The sequence below is a fragment of the Vibrio sp. 10N.222.52.B12 genome, assembly GCF_002875385.1.
Lineage (GTDB): Bacteria > Pseudomonadota > Gammaproteobacteria > Enterobacterales > Vibrionaceae > Vibrio > Vibrio jasicida.
The window spans coordinates 53352-68579 of record NZ_MDAW01000001.1 but is presented as its reverse complement, the minus strand read 5'-3'; the positions used below and the strand labels follow the sequence as shown (position 1 = coordinate 68579).

Here is a 15228-nt window from a genome sequence, read left to right as displayed (position 1 = left end):
GGACCATATAATTAGCCCCGCGCTATCAATAAATGAAAAGGCGGGGCGAGCGGGTTTGTAACTCTTCGAGTCAATTATCGAATGCGGTGGTACGTTATTGTTTTACCTGTCATTAATTACTGTTTTACTTGTCATTAATTAATGCTTTTCAGACCAGACCGCGAACTCATTGCCACTTGGTTCGGTAAAATGGAAACGACAACCTCCCGGGAATTCGAAGATAGGGCGGATGACTTGCCCTCCGAACTGTTCGACTTTGGCTAACGTAGCGTGAATATCTGAGCTATAGAACACCAACAGTGCTGCCCCATTTGTTGTTTGGCTGACTTGCTCTGCTGCATAAAAGCCACCGTCCAAGCCTTGACCTGAAAAGGCGCTGTACTCAGGACCATAATCAACGAAGCGCCATCCAAAGGCTTGCTCGAAAAACTGTTTAGTCGCATTGATGTCTCGCGTGCCAAACTCAACGTAATTTAACTTTTCATGTTGGTGCATTCTGGTGTCCTTTTCATCACTGTGCTTTTCTGTCAGTGTATTATCTCTTCCATCGAGTTTCTCAGCCCGAGTCTAGGTTTTATTAATCAAACTGATAAAACCTCAAAAATTTCATTGGTTATCCCTATTAAATCTATCGTTATTTCCCATTAAACAAATGTAATCATTGAAGATATATTCTTCGTGGGCAGAAAAGAGCTTTTGAGTATCCATTGACCACTCGACTGGTCAAATGGTTAGCACGCATTGGAGAGCAACCATGCAGATGTCAAAAAGCTTTTTATTAATTACAGTTGGCTTAGCCAGCACATCTCTGCAGGCGCAAACCCTGACAAGAGACAACGGTGCACCAGTCGGTGACAACCAGAATTCAATCACAGCAGGTGAAAACGGCAGCGTATTACTGCAAGACGTTCACCTGATCCAAAAATTGCAGCGTTTTGCCAGAGAGCGTATTCCTGAGCGTGTTGTGCATGCTCGTGGTACAGGTGCTCATGGTGAGTTTGTTGCATCGGGTGATTTTAGTGACTTAACGGTTTCCGCTCCTTTTACTAACAAAGGAAAGGCAACCCCTGTTTTCGTTCGTTTTTCGACCGTTATTCACTCAAAAGGATCACCTGAGACACTTCGCGATCCTCGTGGTTTCGCCACTAAATTTTATACTGAACAGGGTAACTGGGATCTGGTAGGGAACAACCTGCCTGTGTTCTTCATCCGCGATTCAATTAAGTTTCCGGACATGGTGCACTCTCTAAAACCGTCTCCTGTTACCAACGTTCAGGATCCAAACCGATTCTTTGATTTCTTCAGTCATGAGCCGAGCGCGACCAACATGCTGACTTGGGTTTATAGCAACCTAGGTACGCCAGCAAGCTATCGCACGATGGACGGCTTTGGTGTGCACGCTTATAAGTGGATTAATAAGCAAGGCGATGTGAACTACGTAAAGTTCCAATGGAAGAGCCAACAAGGTATCGAAAGCCTGCGTCCTGATGAAGTAACCGCAATGCAGGGTAAAGATTTCAATCATTTAACCAATGATCTGTATAAAGAGATTGGGCGTGGTAACTACCCTAAGTGGGATCTCTACGTGAAGGTGCTGTCACCAGAAGCTCTGAGCAAACTGGATTACAACGGGTTGGATGCGACCAAAGTATGGCTGAATGTGCCAGATCAAAAAGTCGGCACTATGACGTTGAACCGCCTACCAGAAAATTTCTTTTTAGACACTGAACAGTCGGCATTTGCGCCTTCGAATTTGATTCCTGGTATCGAGCCATCGGAAGACCGTTTGCTACAAGGTCGTTTGTTCGCTTATGCAGATACACAGCTGTACCGCGTGGGTGTGAACTTGTTCCAGTTGCCAGTAAACCGTCCTTTAGCATCAGTGAACAACCATAACCAAGATGGATTGAGCAACAACGCGAAGCAAGGCAATGGTGATGTGAACTACGAACCAAGCCGTAAACTGGCGCTGGCAGAAGACACGCAATTTAAAGCGGTTGAAACCAAACTGGTTGGTACTGTTCAACAAAAAGCGATCAGCAATCCTCGTAACTTCTACCAAGCGGGTGTGTTGTTCCGCAGCATGAACAAGCAAGACCAGAGTGATTTGATTGCCAACTTAGCGGGTGACCTGAACAAGGTGATGGATAAAGACGTTAAGGAAACCATGGTGAGCTATTTCTATCGCGCAGATAAAGAGTACGGTACGCGTCTGGCTGAGGCGACAGATACCAATCTCAAGCAAGTGAAAAACAAAGCGATGATGTAAGCAATAAGTTTTGACCTGCGGGAGATTTATCTGCTCTTTTCTGCCCGAAAATCAGGGCTCCCGTGGGTCATTCTCAAATTCTGTTAGTGAGGGTGAGTAAATGAAAACCGTGTTTTTGCTCAGTGCCGTTCTGTTCTCTTTGAGCTTTTCGCTGAGCTTATTAGCTGCCGAAGACAAACTGGAAGAGGAATACCAATCTCTGGTTGAACTGTTCTTTGACGCAGCGCGAATTGGCAATAACGAAGTGGTCGATACATTTGTTTCTCAAGGCTTCCCAATCGACCAACGTAACGCTCAAAGTTATACCGCATTGATGGTGGCAGCGTATCAAGGACATCGAGAAACCGTTCGCTTGCTGCTCGATTCTGGCGCTAACGCCTGCTTGCAAGATAAACGTGGTAACACTGCATTAATGGGAGCACTCATCAAGCGTGAAATTGGCATAGCGAAAGACCTCTATCAAGCGGACTGTTCACCAGAGCTGCGCAATAAAGCAGGGTTAAATTTGAAAGAGTTTGCCGAAATCTATGGTCAATCCAATGTGTTGAAATCACTTCAACACTGATAAATAACAATAAATAGGACCCACAGTATGAATAAAACAACATGGCTTGCTGCACTTACGCTTATCTCTTCCCCAACTTTTGCCGAGACAATAAGCGTAGAAATGATTGACCTTGGCTCTGGACAATCAATCGGTAGTGTGATGATCAGCGACAGTGATTACGGCACCGTTTTTACGCCGAAACTACAGGGTTTACCTGCTGGTACGCATGGCTTCCACCTACACACTAACGGCTCGTGCGACAGCATTACCAAAGAAGGTAAAACGATACTTGGCGGTGCTGCCGGAGGGCATTATGACCCAGAAAAAACAGGTAAGCATGGCTTCCCTTGGACGGACGACAATCACCTTGGCGATTTACCAGCACTTTATGTGAATGCTCATGGTGTCGCGGATCAGCCAGTATTGGCACCACGAGTAAAACTTGATGACGTAAAAGGTCGTGCTTTGATGGTTCATGCGGGGGGCGATAACCACTCTGACCATCCGGCGAAACTTGGCGGCGGCGGTGCTCGCATTGTGTGTGGTGTGATTAAGTAATCCCCTTCTTAGATGCCACAAACAAAAAACGGTCCAGATAAGTTGGACCGTTTTCTTTTTAAGCAAAAGCTGATGGGCTTAGGTTCAAACCGACGCAAATTACGCGAAATTCTCAACGATGATGTCATCTGCATTGCTAACAAATACTGCGCCTTTCTCTTCCATCTCCGCAATCACTGCATCAATAGTATCTGGCAATACTGCGCGGCTAGAGGCTAAGTTCACAATCACTTTGAAACCTAAATCGAGAGCTTGAGTGACGGACTTCTTCACACAAAAATCAAGCGCTAAGCCACCAACAACAACCGTATCGATGTTGTTGAATTTAAGGAACTCATTCGCACCTGTAGTTTTGGTATCAGCCACGTCGTGGAAAAAGATGCCATAAGGGTGTGCGTCTGGGTCCATGCCTTTGTTGACTTGGAAATCGTATTCCAGAACAGGAGGTAGACCGTCCAGCAGTTCAACGCCCGTAGTACCAAGCACGCAATGGCGGTTCCACTTAATGTCCACATTAGGTAGGCCTACAGGTTCAAGCATATTCGCTGGCGTTTCTGCATCCCAAGCTGCTTTTGGTGGGTGCAAATCACGGCTAACGAGCTTTAAGCAACCTTTAGTGTGGTTCTTTAATAGCTCTGGAACGATTTCTAATGCGCCGGTGACTGGCAGTTCGTCAGGGCAAAGTTCGGTGAAACCTTTCTCAGGATCCACGTCGATCACTGCGGTGGTTTGGTAATTAACTCGAACTGTCATGGCAGACTCCTTGTCTGTCTTTATGCTTGCGTTAGCCACGCAAACAGTTTTGGAAAAAGGTCACTTCGTCGCTTGCTAGGGTGTAGACCATCGCTGGTTTACCACCTTTACCTTTGTTAGTGGAAGCGACTTTGTTGGTTGGCTTGAGTACACCTGAATCAATCAAGCGGCGTTTGATCGTCATGCGACTGATGTCGATACCGAACTCTTGATAGGCGGCAATGATGTCGGCAACCAGAAACTCTTTATCAAGTGCGAACAACAGGACCGAGGTGTATTCGATAGAGGCGCGCAACTTCTGCCATGCCTTTTCAATCATCTTTTGGTGATCAAAAGCGAGGGTTTCTTCACCATCAAGGATTGCTTGCAGTGGGAACCACTTCAAATGACATTCTGGAACACCAGCGTTGTCGATTTGTTCTTTGTTATTGCGGTCTACTAAGGCGTAGTGGGTGATGTTCAGGCTCCAATCTTCAGGGTCACGCTTTGGGTCGCCATCGACAAAAGCTTCGCTAAAGTGGCGAGGGTAAGTGTGAATTTTTTCACGGCAGATTCTACGTCGCGCTGCTTCGAAGTTTTCGTCTGCTGCTCGTCCACCTTCGTGCGTCATGTCTTTATCAAACACAAATCCACCAGGCAAAGCCCACACGCCGTGGTAGGGGCGTTCTGGATTTGAGCGTTTGATCAGCAACACTTCCAACCCTTTATCGGCACAGCCAGATAGTCTGAATGGAATGATGTCGACAGTTACGATCATGATTGGGTCCTGAGATTGATTTGTAAGTAATCTAGCGCATAACAAGTAGTCAATCAATGGGTAAGTAACCGATTGTTAGAAACGTACATGTATTTTCTTAGTGGTGATGTTTAAGCAAGAATGTGCGTATATATTCAGGTTATCCACAATAGCTGTTGGATTATTGTGCGTAAAAACCTTATAAAAAAGAGTGGTTAGTAACAAAAGTTGACAAACTAATAGTGGGTGTTTATTGTTTACGCAATTTAGTTAGTAACAACAAGTTATATACCCAAGTTTGCCTTGTTGAGAACTTCCCACCAACTTCGTTGGGAAAACAATAAGATGCGGTTTGCACCGTGCTGAGGGAATTTGGGTATAAACGAAAAAGGGCGTGTAGAAGGGCTCCGAATGACCACCAATTTATTTTCGTCTCGCATCATTCAAAGTGCGTTAGATTTTGACGTATACAAAGTGAATATGATGAGTGCTGTTGCAACGCTTTATCCAGATGCGATGGTGTCCTACAAATTCATTGTTCGCAGTGAAGAAGACCTGTCTGAACTACTGCCAGATGTGAAAGCGGAAGTTCTAAAACTGCAAGACATCACTTTCTCGGCAGAAGAAATCGAGTACATGAAAGGCGTCGCGCCTTATCTTAGCTCTGAGTTTGTTGACGCTCTGCATGCATTTCGTTTTAACCCTCAACGTGACGTTTCTTTCAATACTAAAACCATGGCTGATGGCACAAGCCAATTACGCATCACCATCAATGGTCTTTGGAAAGAAACCATTCTCTACGAAACCATTATTATGAGTATTGTGTCCGAAGTGCGCAGCCGTGCACGTTGGGCAGACATTCCAGTCGAGCAATTCCAATCTGTTCTTAAAGAGAAAGTTAGTCATCTAAAATCCGAACTAACACGCCGCAATATCACTAACTTTAAGTTTGCGGATATGTCGACCCGTCGTCGTTTCTCCTTCCAAGCCCAGCGTTCAATGCTGCAGTATCTGAGCGAAGAGTTACCTGACAGCCTAACTGGAACCAGTAACTACCATTTGGCGAAAGAGCTCGATCTCACACCAATCGGTACGGTGGCACACGAATGGTTTATGGGACATCAAGCGCTGGTGAATGTTCGTGATTCACAAAAGGTAGCATTGCAGCGTTGGCAAAAGATGTTTAATGGCGCGTTAGGCATTGCTTTAACAGACACCATTGGTATTGATGCGTTCTTAAAAGACTTCGATGAAGAGCTAAGTAATGCTTACGCTGGTGTTCGTCATGACAGTGGCTGCCCTTACACATGGGGCGAGAAGATGATTGAGCATTACCAATCGCTTGGCATCGACCCAATGAAGAAAACCTTGGTGTTTACAGACGGCTTAAACTTTGATCAAGCACTGGACATTTGTGAGCACTTCCAAGGTCGAGTACAAATTAGCTTTGGTATTGGTACGTTTTTGGCAAACGATATGGGCGAGTACGTGAACGCACAAAGTGTTGCGTACAAACCTCTGTCTATCGTTATTAAAATGGTGTCATGCAACGGCTCACCTGTTGCGAAAATCAGCGATGAGCCAGAGAAAGCGATGTGCGAAGATATCTTCTTTCTGATGAATTTGAAGCGTCGTTTTGAGCAACCGCTCGATCTTGATGAGTGCCGTGTTTTGATTGATCGCCTCGAAGACGAAGGCGATAACTACCTTATCGACGCTTAAGCTATCGATGAATAAGGGTGATGTTTTGTCATCACTCTTTCTCTGTGGCGCAACTTTCGTTGTATTTTATTTCGCATAGTGCGCCACATTTCATGCGATAGGGAAGACGCTTACTTCCTGTGTTCGCACGTATCCTCTTTACAATAAGCCCTTCTAGATTGGCACTTTTCAGGTGCTTTTCGCGCACCTTTTTCCAGTAGTCATCAAAAGCCATACGTCACCTTTACTATCGCTGTCATTATTTTTATAAATATGCAGCCATTTTATGCAACACAACGCGGTTTCTGATGTCAGAAAAATCCTAAAAATCGTTAGGTAAAAGGCGAATTGTTGTAACGCTCTCGTTTCTTGATTTTTACCTTCTATGGTTTCGATAAATTAATATCGGCAAACCTAACAGGCGATTTGGTTATAGTACAAGCAAAGGTCAAGTCAGGAATGAACGATGAATTTGGTTGTGCATCTACAGAAAAAAGCGATCAACAAACACGGCTATGAGTGGGCAACGCGCCAAGCTTGGAAGTGTGGAATAAAAGCGAATCTTGTGAAACGAGTGATCGGGATCTTCAAAGGTCAGATTGTTTGTGTTGTTGAAGGCTGTCGTGCAGAGCTTACTACACCAATCAATAACCCACTACATGAAGAAGAGAAACAAGGGCGTTACGTGTTTGTTGGCGGCATTTTTTGGGAGCCGAACAATATGATTGCACCAGGATTTCCTGATTTTATGTTTATGCATTTGCGAACGCTCAGCCATCGTCATAAATACCTGACGGATGATGAATTGTTCTTGAGTTTAGCGTAGTCACTTTATTAACCTATTAATGACCAGTCTATTTTTAAAATCGATACTCGGAGCTTGCGCTGTGTTGATCATTGCCATGCTCTCTAAATCAAAAAGCTTCTATATTGCTGGTTTGGTGCCTTTGTTTCCGACCTTCGCATTGATTGCGCATTTTATTGTGGGCAGTGATCGAGATATGGAAGCGCTTCGCCAAACGGCATTGTTTGGCATCTATTCTTTGATTCCTTACGCCGCTTATCTGATTTCGGTATTTTACTTCAGCTATCGTTTGAGCCTTATTGGCACACTCACCGCCGCAACTCTGGTCTGGATACTTTTTGCAACCATGCTGTTAGCATTTTGGACTCGCTGGATGGTGCCTGCCTAAAGTTTGCTCAACTTAGCATTGTATTTAACGCAATATTCATTGCTCAAACTGATGTGATCTCGCTCCAATTGACCTTTCTCTGAGTTTTCTCTAACACAGTGTTTATAAAACGCTGTATTTTAACCTGCTAATGACCGGACGTTTGTTTTCACCTGATGTGAATTTTTCTTCTAGATTTACTATACCGCCAAGCAAAGATAACCATACTGGGAAGTAAACCATGAATATGAAATCTATCGCAATCGCAACTGCGGTTGTAGCCGTTCTAGCAGGCTGTAAAGACAAGACACCACCAGCACCAACAGAAGCAAACATCACGCTGGTTGAAGCTGTGACGGAAACGGTGAAGAACCCACATCAAGTATGTAAAGATGTAGTCGTAACTCACAAAGTTGAACCAACAGACAACAACAAGATACTTGGTACTGTAGGCGGAGCAGCAGCAGGTGCAGCCTTAGGTAACCAAATTGGTGGTGGTTCTGGTAAAGTGATTGCAACTGCAGCCGGTACTGTTGCAGGTGCAATGACAGGTCGTAAGATTCAAGACAATGTGCAGAAAGGTGATGTAGTCACGTCAACTGAAAAGCAATGTCACACAGAATACACCACTTCTGAGAAAGTAGTAGGTTACGATGTCACTTACGAAGTTGCTGGCGCGCCAACAACCGTTCGTATGCAAAGCAAGCCAGCAGGTAAGACATTCCCAATTCAAGATGGCAAAGTAGTACTACCGCAATAATTGCCGACTTAGTTGAACCTAAAAGCCCTTTAGATTAAAGGGCTTTTTCTTATTTCAATGAAAATTAAGATTCATGGCAACTCGACATTACTTATCGGCAAAGTAATCGACTAACGTTTTGCGCCATTTCCGTGATTCACGAATTTGCAGAAGCGCACGGTTAATTTCTTCTTCATACGTGTTGTTTTCCGTAATGATGAAGCCATAGTTCTGCTTTTCTAACTGGTAAGGTAGCACCTCTAAATCTTCATATTGTCCCGATATTCTGCCGTTACCAATCATGTATTTGAGCACGACGTCATCGGCAACGATGGCTTCGACTTCTCCTGTATCCAATGCATTTAAAAGCGCGGTCATGTCTTGATAATCTTGATGACGAATACCGAAGCTTGTTAGCAACAAAGACGAGGTGGTTGCGGTTTTGGTCCCCACTTTGACATTGGCAAGGTCGTTAATCCCTTTTATCTGTGAAGCGCCTTGGCTGAGAGTGAGCTTACTGGCTAATACCGCGGTAATACTCGCGATGAAAAGCATACTGAACACTCCAATAAACACGGTAACTATTCGTCCGGTTAAACTTTTAAATTCGAAGTAATTAAACGGCCCGCGAGTGATGAAGAGTAAGCCGAGAATAAAGCTTTCTATCCAGCGGCCTGAGCGGCTTTTCATTGAGTAGAGCTTTTCATTATTCCCTTTCTCTAATGCATAGAAGAAGGCACCAATAACACCAGCAATAAGAACAATGATACCAATGATGAGCCATAACGCAGGGTTTAAAAATATGGATCGTAGGGTATGAAAATACCCCTGATTTTTTACTGCTATGGCGAGGTGGGTTTCATAAAAAGAATGCGAGAAATCAGCGAAAAGTTCACGCTCTGGTGTGATGGATATACAGGAGACACCAATGTCTATTTGCTCAGCTTCAATGGCATTGAGCAGATCATCTAACGGGTGATGCTCGAAGGAAAACTCCACATTCATCTCCTTCGCAATCAATTCCCACAGCTCAACACTTAAACCATTCAGTTGAGTATCGACTGAGCCGATCACAAAGGGTGGGCATGGATAGGTCCCAACTTTTAATTGAGCTGCATGAGAAAAAGTACTGAATAAAACAAAGAAACAAAGTGTTGAAGTGACTAGGTATCGAAGTGTCGTTTGGAAACCATTTTGCATGCACAGGCCCTCAAAAGAGAGGCAGTGAATGAATTGTATCCACGGCGATGAGTCACCCTAGAATGCAAACATGATCAGAAGTTAATGGAAACGATGACGAATTCAGCACTGCCCTAGTTTTTATTTACTGTTTTAACTATAGCAGTTGATGCTAACAACGACTTTCACCAGTGACTGACATGCAAGCACTTACATTGCTCACTTACAAAAACGCCATTACTGAAGGTTTCTTAAGCGCGTGTAAGCGAACGTAAGAATCAGAAGAAAGTGCAGTTTTTTTGTTTATCATGCTCCTCAATATTGAACGGTGTTTTATTGGAGAAAGGAATGAAAAAACGAGTATTGGCCATGAGCATTGCCTTGGCGGTGTCTGGTTGTGGTTCAGAAGGGAAAGATGGAAGCGCTACGGAATCTAACACATTTACGTCCCAGTGTGGTGACCAACTGTCAGCTCAAGAGTCTGGCTTGTCATTTGTGGTGAAAGGAGACATCGCAGAATTGCAAGGGGTGATTTGTCAGGGCTCCCCAAAGGCGTTCGAGCAAATGATGGCGAAACACAGTAACGTGAAGCAGCTTCAGTTCATTAGTATTGATGGTTCCGTTGATGATGAATCAAACCTGGAACTGGCTTACCAAGTTCGTGCTAAACAGCTGGATTCCCATATTGCAAGCAGTGGGCAGATTGCCTCTGGCGGTACAGATTTATTTTTGGCTGGTGTAAATCGAACAATTGAAAGCGGTGCAACGATTGGCGTTCATTCATGGGCAACCGAAGACCAAGTCGCAACGGATTTCCCTGTCGGTCACAAGTATCATCAACCTTACATTGATTACTACAAGAAGATGGGTTTGCCAGACCCTGAAGGTTTCTACTACTTCACGATTAATGCAGCGTCGGCACAAAACATACACAATATGTCTGAGCAAGAGATAACCAAATACGGCCTAGGTAAACTTGTCTCCCCTGAAGGCGAAACGTCTTTGACCAGTGAGGTTGATAGTAAGCTTTTCGAGCAACTTAATGCCTCTGTGAATGCACTGAAATTCCAATCCCTTTGGGGCGGTTATGGGGACTACTTATCAGGTACGCCAGCTTACTTTCTAAGTTTGGATGAAAAGAGCAGCACACCAGTCACTGCCTATTTGGTCAATCCTTCCAAAGTCCCAGGAGAAGCACAAAAGTTAGGCGTCAATGAAAGTAGCGCACTGAATATCTATCAGTACGAAACCAATATGCACGTCTTTCATGACGTAATAAACAAAGGTAATAGGGTGTATGAAAGGCAATATACGTTTAACGGAGCGAAGTACTATCTCCAAGTGTATAAGCCCTCAGAGACCTTCGTAAAAGGTGAGCATCAACGCAACACCATTGCATTAGCTGTGCATGAGATGTTTCATGATTATCAACTGGAGCACTTTAGCGACCCTGCCAATTACTTCAACGAGCTCAACGGTTACCCTGTGAATGTAGAGCAGATTACTTACAAGCTAGCGGTACTGGACCTGTTTAAATCTTTGCCTAAAACAATGACCCAAGACGAAGCGAAAACCATGCTCAAGCAATACATCGCTTTGACTCAGGAGCAAATCAATATTGATACCAGCAGTAAGCGTTATGCGAAGAATATGGGACTTGGCCAAGAGCTGTTTGAAGGCAGTGCTTGGTATGTTGAAGTGATGGCATTGAGAAATGCGCTACCGAATTTCTCCGAGCTCAAGTTTGTTGATAGTTACGCGTTTACGACTCAGTATCAAAACCGTGAAAGTGTGGAGTCTCAGTTTGGTTGGGGGTACTTCTATCCAAGTGGTGCAGCCGCAATTTATGCGTTGAAGGCGGCAGGCTATGACATCCTTCAATTGGAAAAAGGAGTGACACCCTTTGAGGCCGCAAAGCAGGCGGTTGGAACGTTCGATATTACTGACACATTGAACCAAATTAAGCAGAGCGCTGACTTTAAAGCGTTAGAGCAAAAAGCGTTAACCATTAACGCCATCAAAAACCAGTAAGTTGATAACTAGCGAGAGGCAAGATTTGTCTGTCTCGTCCTAAAGTAAAAAAGCCGAGCGATGAATGCTCGGCTTTTTAGTCCATTTACGCCGCAGGTGCTTGATGGTGATTTTGTTCTTCCAATTGTTTTTCGGCTTGCGCTTGTTTTTGTTTTCTACGCTCGCGTTTGGATAGCCAAATCAAAGGAACGACAATCATCACTGTGCCAATCGCCATAAAGATATCCGGTACTTCACCAAACCAGATTAAACCAACGAAGACAGCGCCAATTAAACCACTGTATTCGGCACTGGCAATTTTGTTGCTATCAATAGAGCGGTAAGCCAGTACACAAGTTGCCGCATAAATCATAATGAATAAGCTAGATCCTGTCGCGACTGGGAATGAACTCCAATCCCATGCTTCCCCTTCGATAAACACAAGCAGCAGAGATACTGGAATACCCGCGAGGTTAGTCATCAATAGCGTGTGGACGACGGATTGATTCTTTGGCAGCTTACGGATCAATAAGTTGTTGATGGCTAGAGTTATCGCGACCGCTAATGCTGATAATGCCGCCCAATCAATTTGGTCAGGACGAATAATTACAAGCACGCCAGCAAAGCCCATGACGGCAGCGGCGATAGACTGAGCAGAGAGCTTCTCAGCAAAAAAGAACGCGGCAAGTGGCAACATGATAAGTGGAGCTGCATAGAAGATCGCATTGGCGGTTGCGAGCGGCATTGAAGAGATCGCAAAAACCATAAAAATAGCCCCCGTCAACCACACGTGAGCACGCACAGCATGCCATTTAAAGCCTTCCATTAGAGGGGTTTGTTTAGTGAATAAATACACGGGCAATAACATCATCACAGCGGACAATTGTCGGTAAAATACGAACTGAAAAACCGGCACCTCGTTACCGACGCTTTTGATCAAAGCGTCTGAGAGCACCGCAATTAGGTTACCAACAATTAATAGCAGCATGGCTGCACCGACAGATGTGACTTTCACGTTATTCCTCTCCTGTTTCTTTGCCAAAGAGTAGGGGATGTCATAGGATGAAGTGAAATGATATTTATTAGTTTAAGTATGAGATTTTTAGATAATGAAACTGCCACCTTTAAGAGCGGTGCACTGTTTTGAATCGGTCGCGCGCAATCTAAGCTTTTCACTCGCTGCAGAGGAGCTTAACGTGACTCAAAGTGCGGTAAGCCATCAAATACGTTTACTCGAAGATTATCTCGGTGAAGCTTTGTTTATTCGTCAAGGACGCAAACTGTCACTCTCGGAAACGGGAGCTCGTTATCTTGAAGACATCAGCCCCGCCATCAGTTCGATCGCAATGGCTAGTCAGAAAGTGAGAGAGGGCGATAAGGGCAGTTTAAGGTTGGCGATATACAGTTCGCTAGCGGTGAAATGGTTGATACCACGTCTGGCGGATTTTAAGCGGTTACACCCCGATATCGACCTTACCTTGAATATGGTTGCGGGTGATCCTGAACAAACGGACAGTGTCGGAGACTGTTTCATTACGGTTCAAAAACCGAAGCGTAATTACATGGCGGTACGTTTGTATGATGAGACTTTGTACCCAGTTTGTAGTTTGAATCTTTGGAAGGAGATTCAAGACCAGCCGTTGCCGGATGCGCTTTGGAACTATCCGATTCTTTCTACTGACTCCATCTATCGTGAGCGTGGTAAAGATTGGGCAGAATGGTGCAGCGTGGGTGGTTATGAGCTTCCAAAGAACATCGACATGCAGCACTTCAGCCACATGTTGCTGGCCATCGAAGCCGCTCGTTACGATCAGGGCATTACGTTTGCCAATGACTTCATGTTGAATGAACGGGATAAGGCTCAAGATTTGGTTTATATCCCTTCGCACGGTTTGGAGACGGGAGATAGCTTTTACTTTGTGCACAAAAAGAGCCGAGCCCGTCAGACCGAAATTATAAAACTGACAAACTGGCTCAAGCAGCAGTGCCTATAAATAGGAAAGGGAGGCGTTGTGCCTCCCTTTGCGACTCAAAAAGCGACTATTGCTTTTTGATCAGCGCTTTAATCACATCAATCGTGTATAGCTGACAATCGACAGCGGTTTGCGGGTCAAAGTCTTGTTTGTGCTGGTCAGTATTCGACAAGATGCGAATCCCAACAAATGGCACTTGGTAAGCTTGAGCAACCAAAGCCGCTGATGAGGTTTCCATCTCTTCAACAGATGTACCGTACGTTTCATGGAACCAGTTGATGCGGTCTACTTCGCGGTTCCACTCGTCCGCTGAACCAATCAAGCCTTTTACAACTTTGCCTTTTTTGTATTCTTCAGACAAAGAAAGAGCAGTTTCAACCAATGCCGGATCCGCTTTGAACTGTTTATGTTCAACAAACTCACCGTCTTCACGTAAACGCATGGTTACGTCGAAGTTCTGCCACTTCGTTGGGTCGATGCCTTTGCCTTTTTCAGTAAATTCAGACTTGTATGAACCCATGTTGAAGCTTGCTTCACCGACAACAATATCACCACGGTAAAGCTTAGGGTCATGACCGCCAGATGTGCCTTGGTTGATGATGTATTTAGGATTGAAGTGTTCAATCGCAATCGTGGTAGAAGCGGCTGCGTTCGCTAAGCCAACTTCGGTACGAGATACCACGACTGGGTAGCCGTCGATTTCACCTTGCCAGAAAGTCCAAGAACCAACGGTGGTTTCTTTTGCGTCATCTAGGGCTTCTACAAGCGTGCTGGTTTCAATATCCATTGCACCTTGAACTAGGATTGGTTGAGTTTGAGCGAAAACAGAGAATGAAAGCACGGCAGGAACCAGTGCGGCGAAACGTTTAAGAATTTGCATACGACATACTTACAAAAGGAAAAGATGGCGCAATCTATCAATAGCAAACGTTTGCGTCAATTGATGAATTTGTTAATTTTCTTAATGGATGACTTTTTTTGATTTTCATTCTAAATAACGAGAAATAAAAAATCCGAGCGGGGGAAGCTCGGATTTATGTTCTATCAGGACTAAATTGAATGATGAATTAGCGCTAAGGCATTTTGCTTAGGTTGTAGAATGACGCTAGCTCGCCTGTTGCTTTTTCGCCATTCATATCCAGTTTCATTAGCATGTTTTCACCAACGAAATACTGGTTTGGACCTGACTCGTCGACCAAAGTAATGGTATTGCCAGACTCGTTCCAAGTGAACTTACCTTCAGATTTGATTGGTTCACCTTCTTTACCCTCATACAGCTCTACCAATGAGTAAGTGCCGTCTTCATTCAGTGTTAGCGTTGTGTCGATTCCTGCACAATCTGCACATGGAAGCTTGCCTTTGTATATGCCGTTCCAATCCAGTGCATTTTGCGCATTGTGGCCAGAATCGACAAACGTATCAGTCGTGATCACTTGCTCTTCTTCAATAGGAGTTGCATCAACCGTACTTTCAACTTCTGTCGCCTGAGGAACGTCAACTGTGGTTGTCTCTGCTGGTTTCTCGTCCTGACAGCCGGCTAAAATAAATACGGCACTGGTGAGTGCTAATAGTGTCTTTTTCATTTTATTCC

At 44.5% G+C, this 15228-nt stretch carries 17 protein-coding genes; 9 read left to right on the top strand and 8 right to left on the bottom strand.

The window, feature by feature from the left end:
• Positions 1 to 138: 138 nt before the first annotated feature.
• Positions 139 to 495, bottom strand: a complete 357-nt coding sequence (locus BCT11_RS00315) for a VOC family protein (RefSeq protein ID WP_102386829.1) — start codon at positions 493 to 495, stop codon at positions 139 to 141.
• 259 nt (positions 496 to 754) lie between these two features.
• Here BCT11_RS00315 and BCT11_RS00310 point away from each other — a divergent pair, with 259 nt between their 5' ends.
• The 3 genes from BCT11_RS00310 to sodC all read left to right on the top strand — a co-directional run bounded on the left by BCT11_RS00310 (position 755) and on the right by sodC (position 3374).
• Positions 755 to 2269 (top strand): catalase, encoded by a 1515-nt coding sequence (locus BCT11_RS00310; RefSeq protein WP_198593888.1) that lies wholly within the window; start codon positions 755 to 757, stop codon positions 2267 to 2269.
• A gap of 100 nt (positions 2270 to 2369) precedes the next feature.
• Positions 2370 to 2834 (top strand): ankyrin repeat domain-containing protein, encoded by a 465-nt coding sequence (locus BCT11_RS00305; RefSeq protein ID WP_038894425.1) that lies wholly within the window; start codon positions 2370 to 2372, stop codon positions 2832 to 2834.
• Positions 2835 to 2861: 27 nt separating this feature from the next.
• Positions 2862 to 3374 (top strand): superoxide dismutase family protein, encoded by a 513-nt coding sequence (gene sodC, locus BCT11_RS00300; protein ID WP_102386827.1) that lies wholly within the window; start codon positions 2862 to 2864, stop codon positions 3372 to 3374.
• Between the two features lie 99 nt (positions 3375 to 3473).
• Here the strand turns inward: sodC and BCT11_RS00295 are convergent, their stop codons facing one another.
• The gene (locus BCT11_RS00295) at positions 3474 to 4127 is read right to left on the bottom strand and encodes a nicotinamidase (RefSeq protein WP_102386826.1); all 654 of its coding nucleotides are present in this window, start codon (positions 4125 to 4127) and stop codon (positions 3474 to 3476) included.
• Positions 4128 to 4158: 31 nt separating this feature from the next.
• The gene (locus tag BCT11_RS00290) at positions 4159 to 4884 is read right to left on the bottom strand and encodes an NUDIX domain-containing protein (RefSeq protein ID WP_005436370.1); all 726 of its coding nucleotides are present in this window, start codon (positions 4882 to 4884) and stop codon (positions 4159 to 4161) included.
• A gap of 390 nt (positions 4885 to 5274) precedes the next feature.
• Here BCT11_RS00290 and pncB point away from each other — a divergent pair, with 390 nt between their 5' ends.
• Complete coding sequence (pncB, locus tag BCT11_RS00285; protein WP_102386825.1) at positions 5275 to 6585, top strand: nicotinate phosphoribosyltransferase; 1311 nt, start codon at positions 5275 to 5277, stop codon at positions 6583 to 6585.
• A gap of 31 nt (positions 6586 to 6616) precedes the next feature.
• Here the strand turns inward: pncB and BCT11_RS28570 are convergent, their stop codons facing one another.
• The gene (locus BCT11_RS28570; protein WP_038869163.1) at positions 6617 to 6799 is read right to left on the bottom strand and encodes a hypothetical protein; all 183 of its coding nucleotides are present in this window, start codon (positions 6797 to 6799) and stop codon (positions 6617 to 6619) included.
• Between the two features lie 231 nt (positions 6800 to 7030).
• On the opposite strand from BCT11_RS28570, the gene BCT11_RS00275 reads away from it, so the two are divergent.
• The 3 genes from BCT11_RS00275 (at position 7031) to BCT11_RS00265 (ending at position 8496) form a co-directional block, all read left to right on the top strand.
• Positions 7031 to 7390, top strand: coding sequence for a hypothetical protein (locus BCT11_RS00275; RefSeq protein WP_038869165.1), 360 nt, complete (start codon positions 7031 to 7033; stop codon positions 7388 to 7390).
• A 19-nt stretch (positions 7391 to 7409) separates the two neighbouring features.
• Positions 7410 to 7757: a GlpM family protein gene (locus tag BCT11_RS00270; protein ID WP_038869166.1), complete on the top strand. Its 348-nt coding sequence runs from the start codon at positions 7410 to 7412 to the stop codon at positions 7755 to 7757.
• A 220-nt stretch (positions 7758 to 7977) separates the two neighbouring features.
• Positions 7978 to 8496, top strand: a complete 519-nt coding sequence (locus BCT11_RS00265; protein ID WP_038869168.1) for a glycine zipper 2TM domain-containing protein — start codon at positions 7978 to 7980, stop codon at positions 8494 to 8496.
• 87 nt (positions 8497 to 8583) lie between these two features.
• Here BCT11_RS00265 and BCT11_RS00260 read toward each other — a convergent pair whose 3' ends face one another.
• On the bottom strand, positions 8584 to 9675 hold the full coding sequence (locus tag BCT11_RS00260; protein ID WP_102386824.1) for a transporter substrate-binding domain-containing protein: 1092 nt from the start codon (positions 9673 to 9675) through the stop codon (positions 8584 to 8586).
• A gap of 327 nt (positions 9676 to 10002) precedes the next feature.
• Between BCT11_RS00260 and BCT11_RS00255 the strand changes: the two genes are divergently transcribed.
• Positions 10003 to 11685, top strand: a complete 1683-nt coding sequence (locus BCT11_RS00255; RefSeq protein ID WP_102386823.1) for a hypothetical protein — start codon at positions 10003 to 10005, stop codon at positions 11683 to 11685.
• Between the two features lie 85 nt (positions 11686 to 11770).
• Here BCT11_RS00255 and BCT11_RS00250 read toward each other — a convergent pair whose 3' ends face one another.
• A complete protein-coding gene (locus tag BCT11_RS00250; RefSeq protein ID WP_039975560.1) occupies positions 11771 to 12679 on the bottom strand; it encodes a DMT family transporter in 909 nt (302 codons plus the stop codon).
• 94 nt (positions 12680 to 12773) lie between these two features.
• Between BCT11_RS00250 and BCT11_RS00245 the strand changes: the two genes are divergently transcribed.
• Positions 12774 to 13658 carry a LysR family transcriptional regulator gene (locus BCT11_RS00245; RefSeq protein WP_038864959.1) on the top strand — a complete coding sequence of 295 codons (885 nt, stop codon included), beginning with the start codon at positions 12774 to 12776 and terminating at the stop codon, positions 13656 to 13658.
• Positions 13659 to 13704: 46 nt separating this feature from the next.
• Here the strand turns inward: BCT11_RS00245 and BCT11_RS00240 are convergent, their stop codons facing one another.
• Both BCT11_RS00240 and BCT11_RS00235 read right to left on the bottom strand, forming a co-directional pair.
• The gene (locus BCT11_RS00240) at positions 13705 to 14517 is read right to left on the bottom strand and encodes a 5'-methylthioadenosine/S-adenosylhomocysteine nucleosidase (protein WP_039975559.1); all 813 of its coding nucleotides are present in this window, start codon (positions 14515 to 14517) and stop codon (positions 13705 to 13707) included.
• Positions 14518 to 14710: 193 nt separating this feature from the next.
• Complete coding sequence (locus BCT11_RS00235) at positions 14711 to 15220, bottom strand: copper resistance protein NlpE N-terminal domain-containing protein (RefSeq protein ID WP_042604679.1); 510 nt, start codon at positions 15218 to 15220, stop codon at positions 14711 to 14713.
• Positions 15221 to 15228 lie beyond the last annotated feature (8 nt).

Excerpts from the sequence above, each read along its gene's own strand:
- BCT11_RS00315 (WP_102386829.1), bottom strand. The coding sequence starts at position 495 with ATGCACCAACATGAAAAGTTAAATTACGTTGAGTTTGGCACGCGAGAC.
- BCT11_RS00310 (WP_198593888.1), top strand. The coding sequence starts at position 755 with ATGCAGATGTCAAAAAGCTTTTTATTAATTACAGTTGGCTTAGCCAGC.
- BCT11_RS00305 (WP_038894425.1), top strand. The coding sequence starts at position 2,370 with ATGAAAACCGTGTTTTTGCTCAGTGCCGTTCTGTTCTCTTTGAGCTTT.
- sodC (WP_102386827.1), top strand. The coding sequence starts at position 2,862 with ATGAATAAAACAACATGGCTTGCTGCACTTACGCTTATCTCTTCCCCA.
- BCT11_RS00295 (WP_102386826.1), bottom strand. The coding sequence starts at position 4,127 with ATGACAGTTCGAGTTAATTACCAAACCACCGCAGTGATCGACGTGGAT.
- BCT11_RS00290 (WP_005436370.1), bottom strand. The coding sequence starts at position 4,884 with ATGATCGTAACTGTCGACATCATTCCATTCAGACTATCTGGCTGTGCC.
- pncB (WP_102386825.1), top strand. The coding sequence starts at position 5,275 with ATGACCACCAATTTATTTTCGTCTCGCATCATTCAAAGTGCGTTAGAT.
- BCT11_RS28570 (WP_038869163.1), bottom strand. The coding sequence starts at position 6,799 with ATGGCTTTTGATGACTACTGGAAAAAGGTGCGCGAAAAGCACCTGAAA.
- BCT11_RS00275 (WP_038869165.1), top strand. The coding sequence starts at position 7,031 with ATGAATTTGGTTGTGCATCTACAGAAAAAAGCGATCAACAAACACGGC.
- BCT11_RS00270 (WP_038869166.1), top strand. The coding sequence starts at position 7,410 with ATGACCAGTCTATTTTTAAAATCGATACTCGGAGCTTGCGCTGTGTTG.
- BCT11_RS00265 (WP_038869168.1), top strand. The coding sequence starts at position 7,978 with ATGAATATGAAATCTATCGCAATCGCAACTGCGGTTGTAGCCGTTCTA.
- BCT11_RS00260 (WP_102386824.1), bottom strand. The coding sequence starts at position 9,675 with ATGCAAAATGGTTTCCAAACGACACTTCGATACCTAGTCACTTCAACA.
- BCT11_RS00255 (WP_102386823.1), top strand. The coding sequence starts at position 10,003 with ATGAAAAAACGAGTATTGGCCATGAGCATTGCCTTGGCGGTGTCTGGT.
- BCT11_RS00245 (WP_038864959.1), top strand. The coding sequence starts at position 12,774 with ATGAAACTGCCACCTTTAAGAGCGGTGCACTGTTTTGAATCGGTCGCG.
- BCT11_RS00240 (WP_039975559.1), bottom strand. The coding sequence starts at position 14,517 with ATGCAAATTCTTAAACGTTTCGCCGCACTGGTTCCTGCCGTGCTTTCA.
- BCT11_RS00235 (WP_042604679.1), bottom strand. The coding sequence starts at position 15,220 with ATGAAAAAGACACTATTAGCACTCACCAGTGCCGTATTTATTTTAGCC.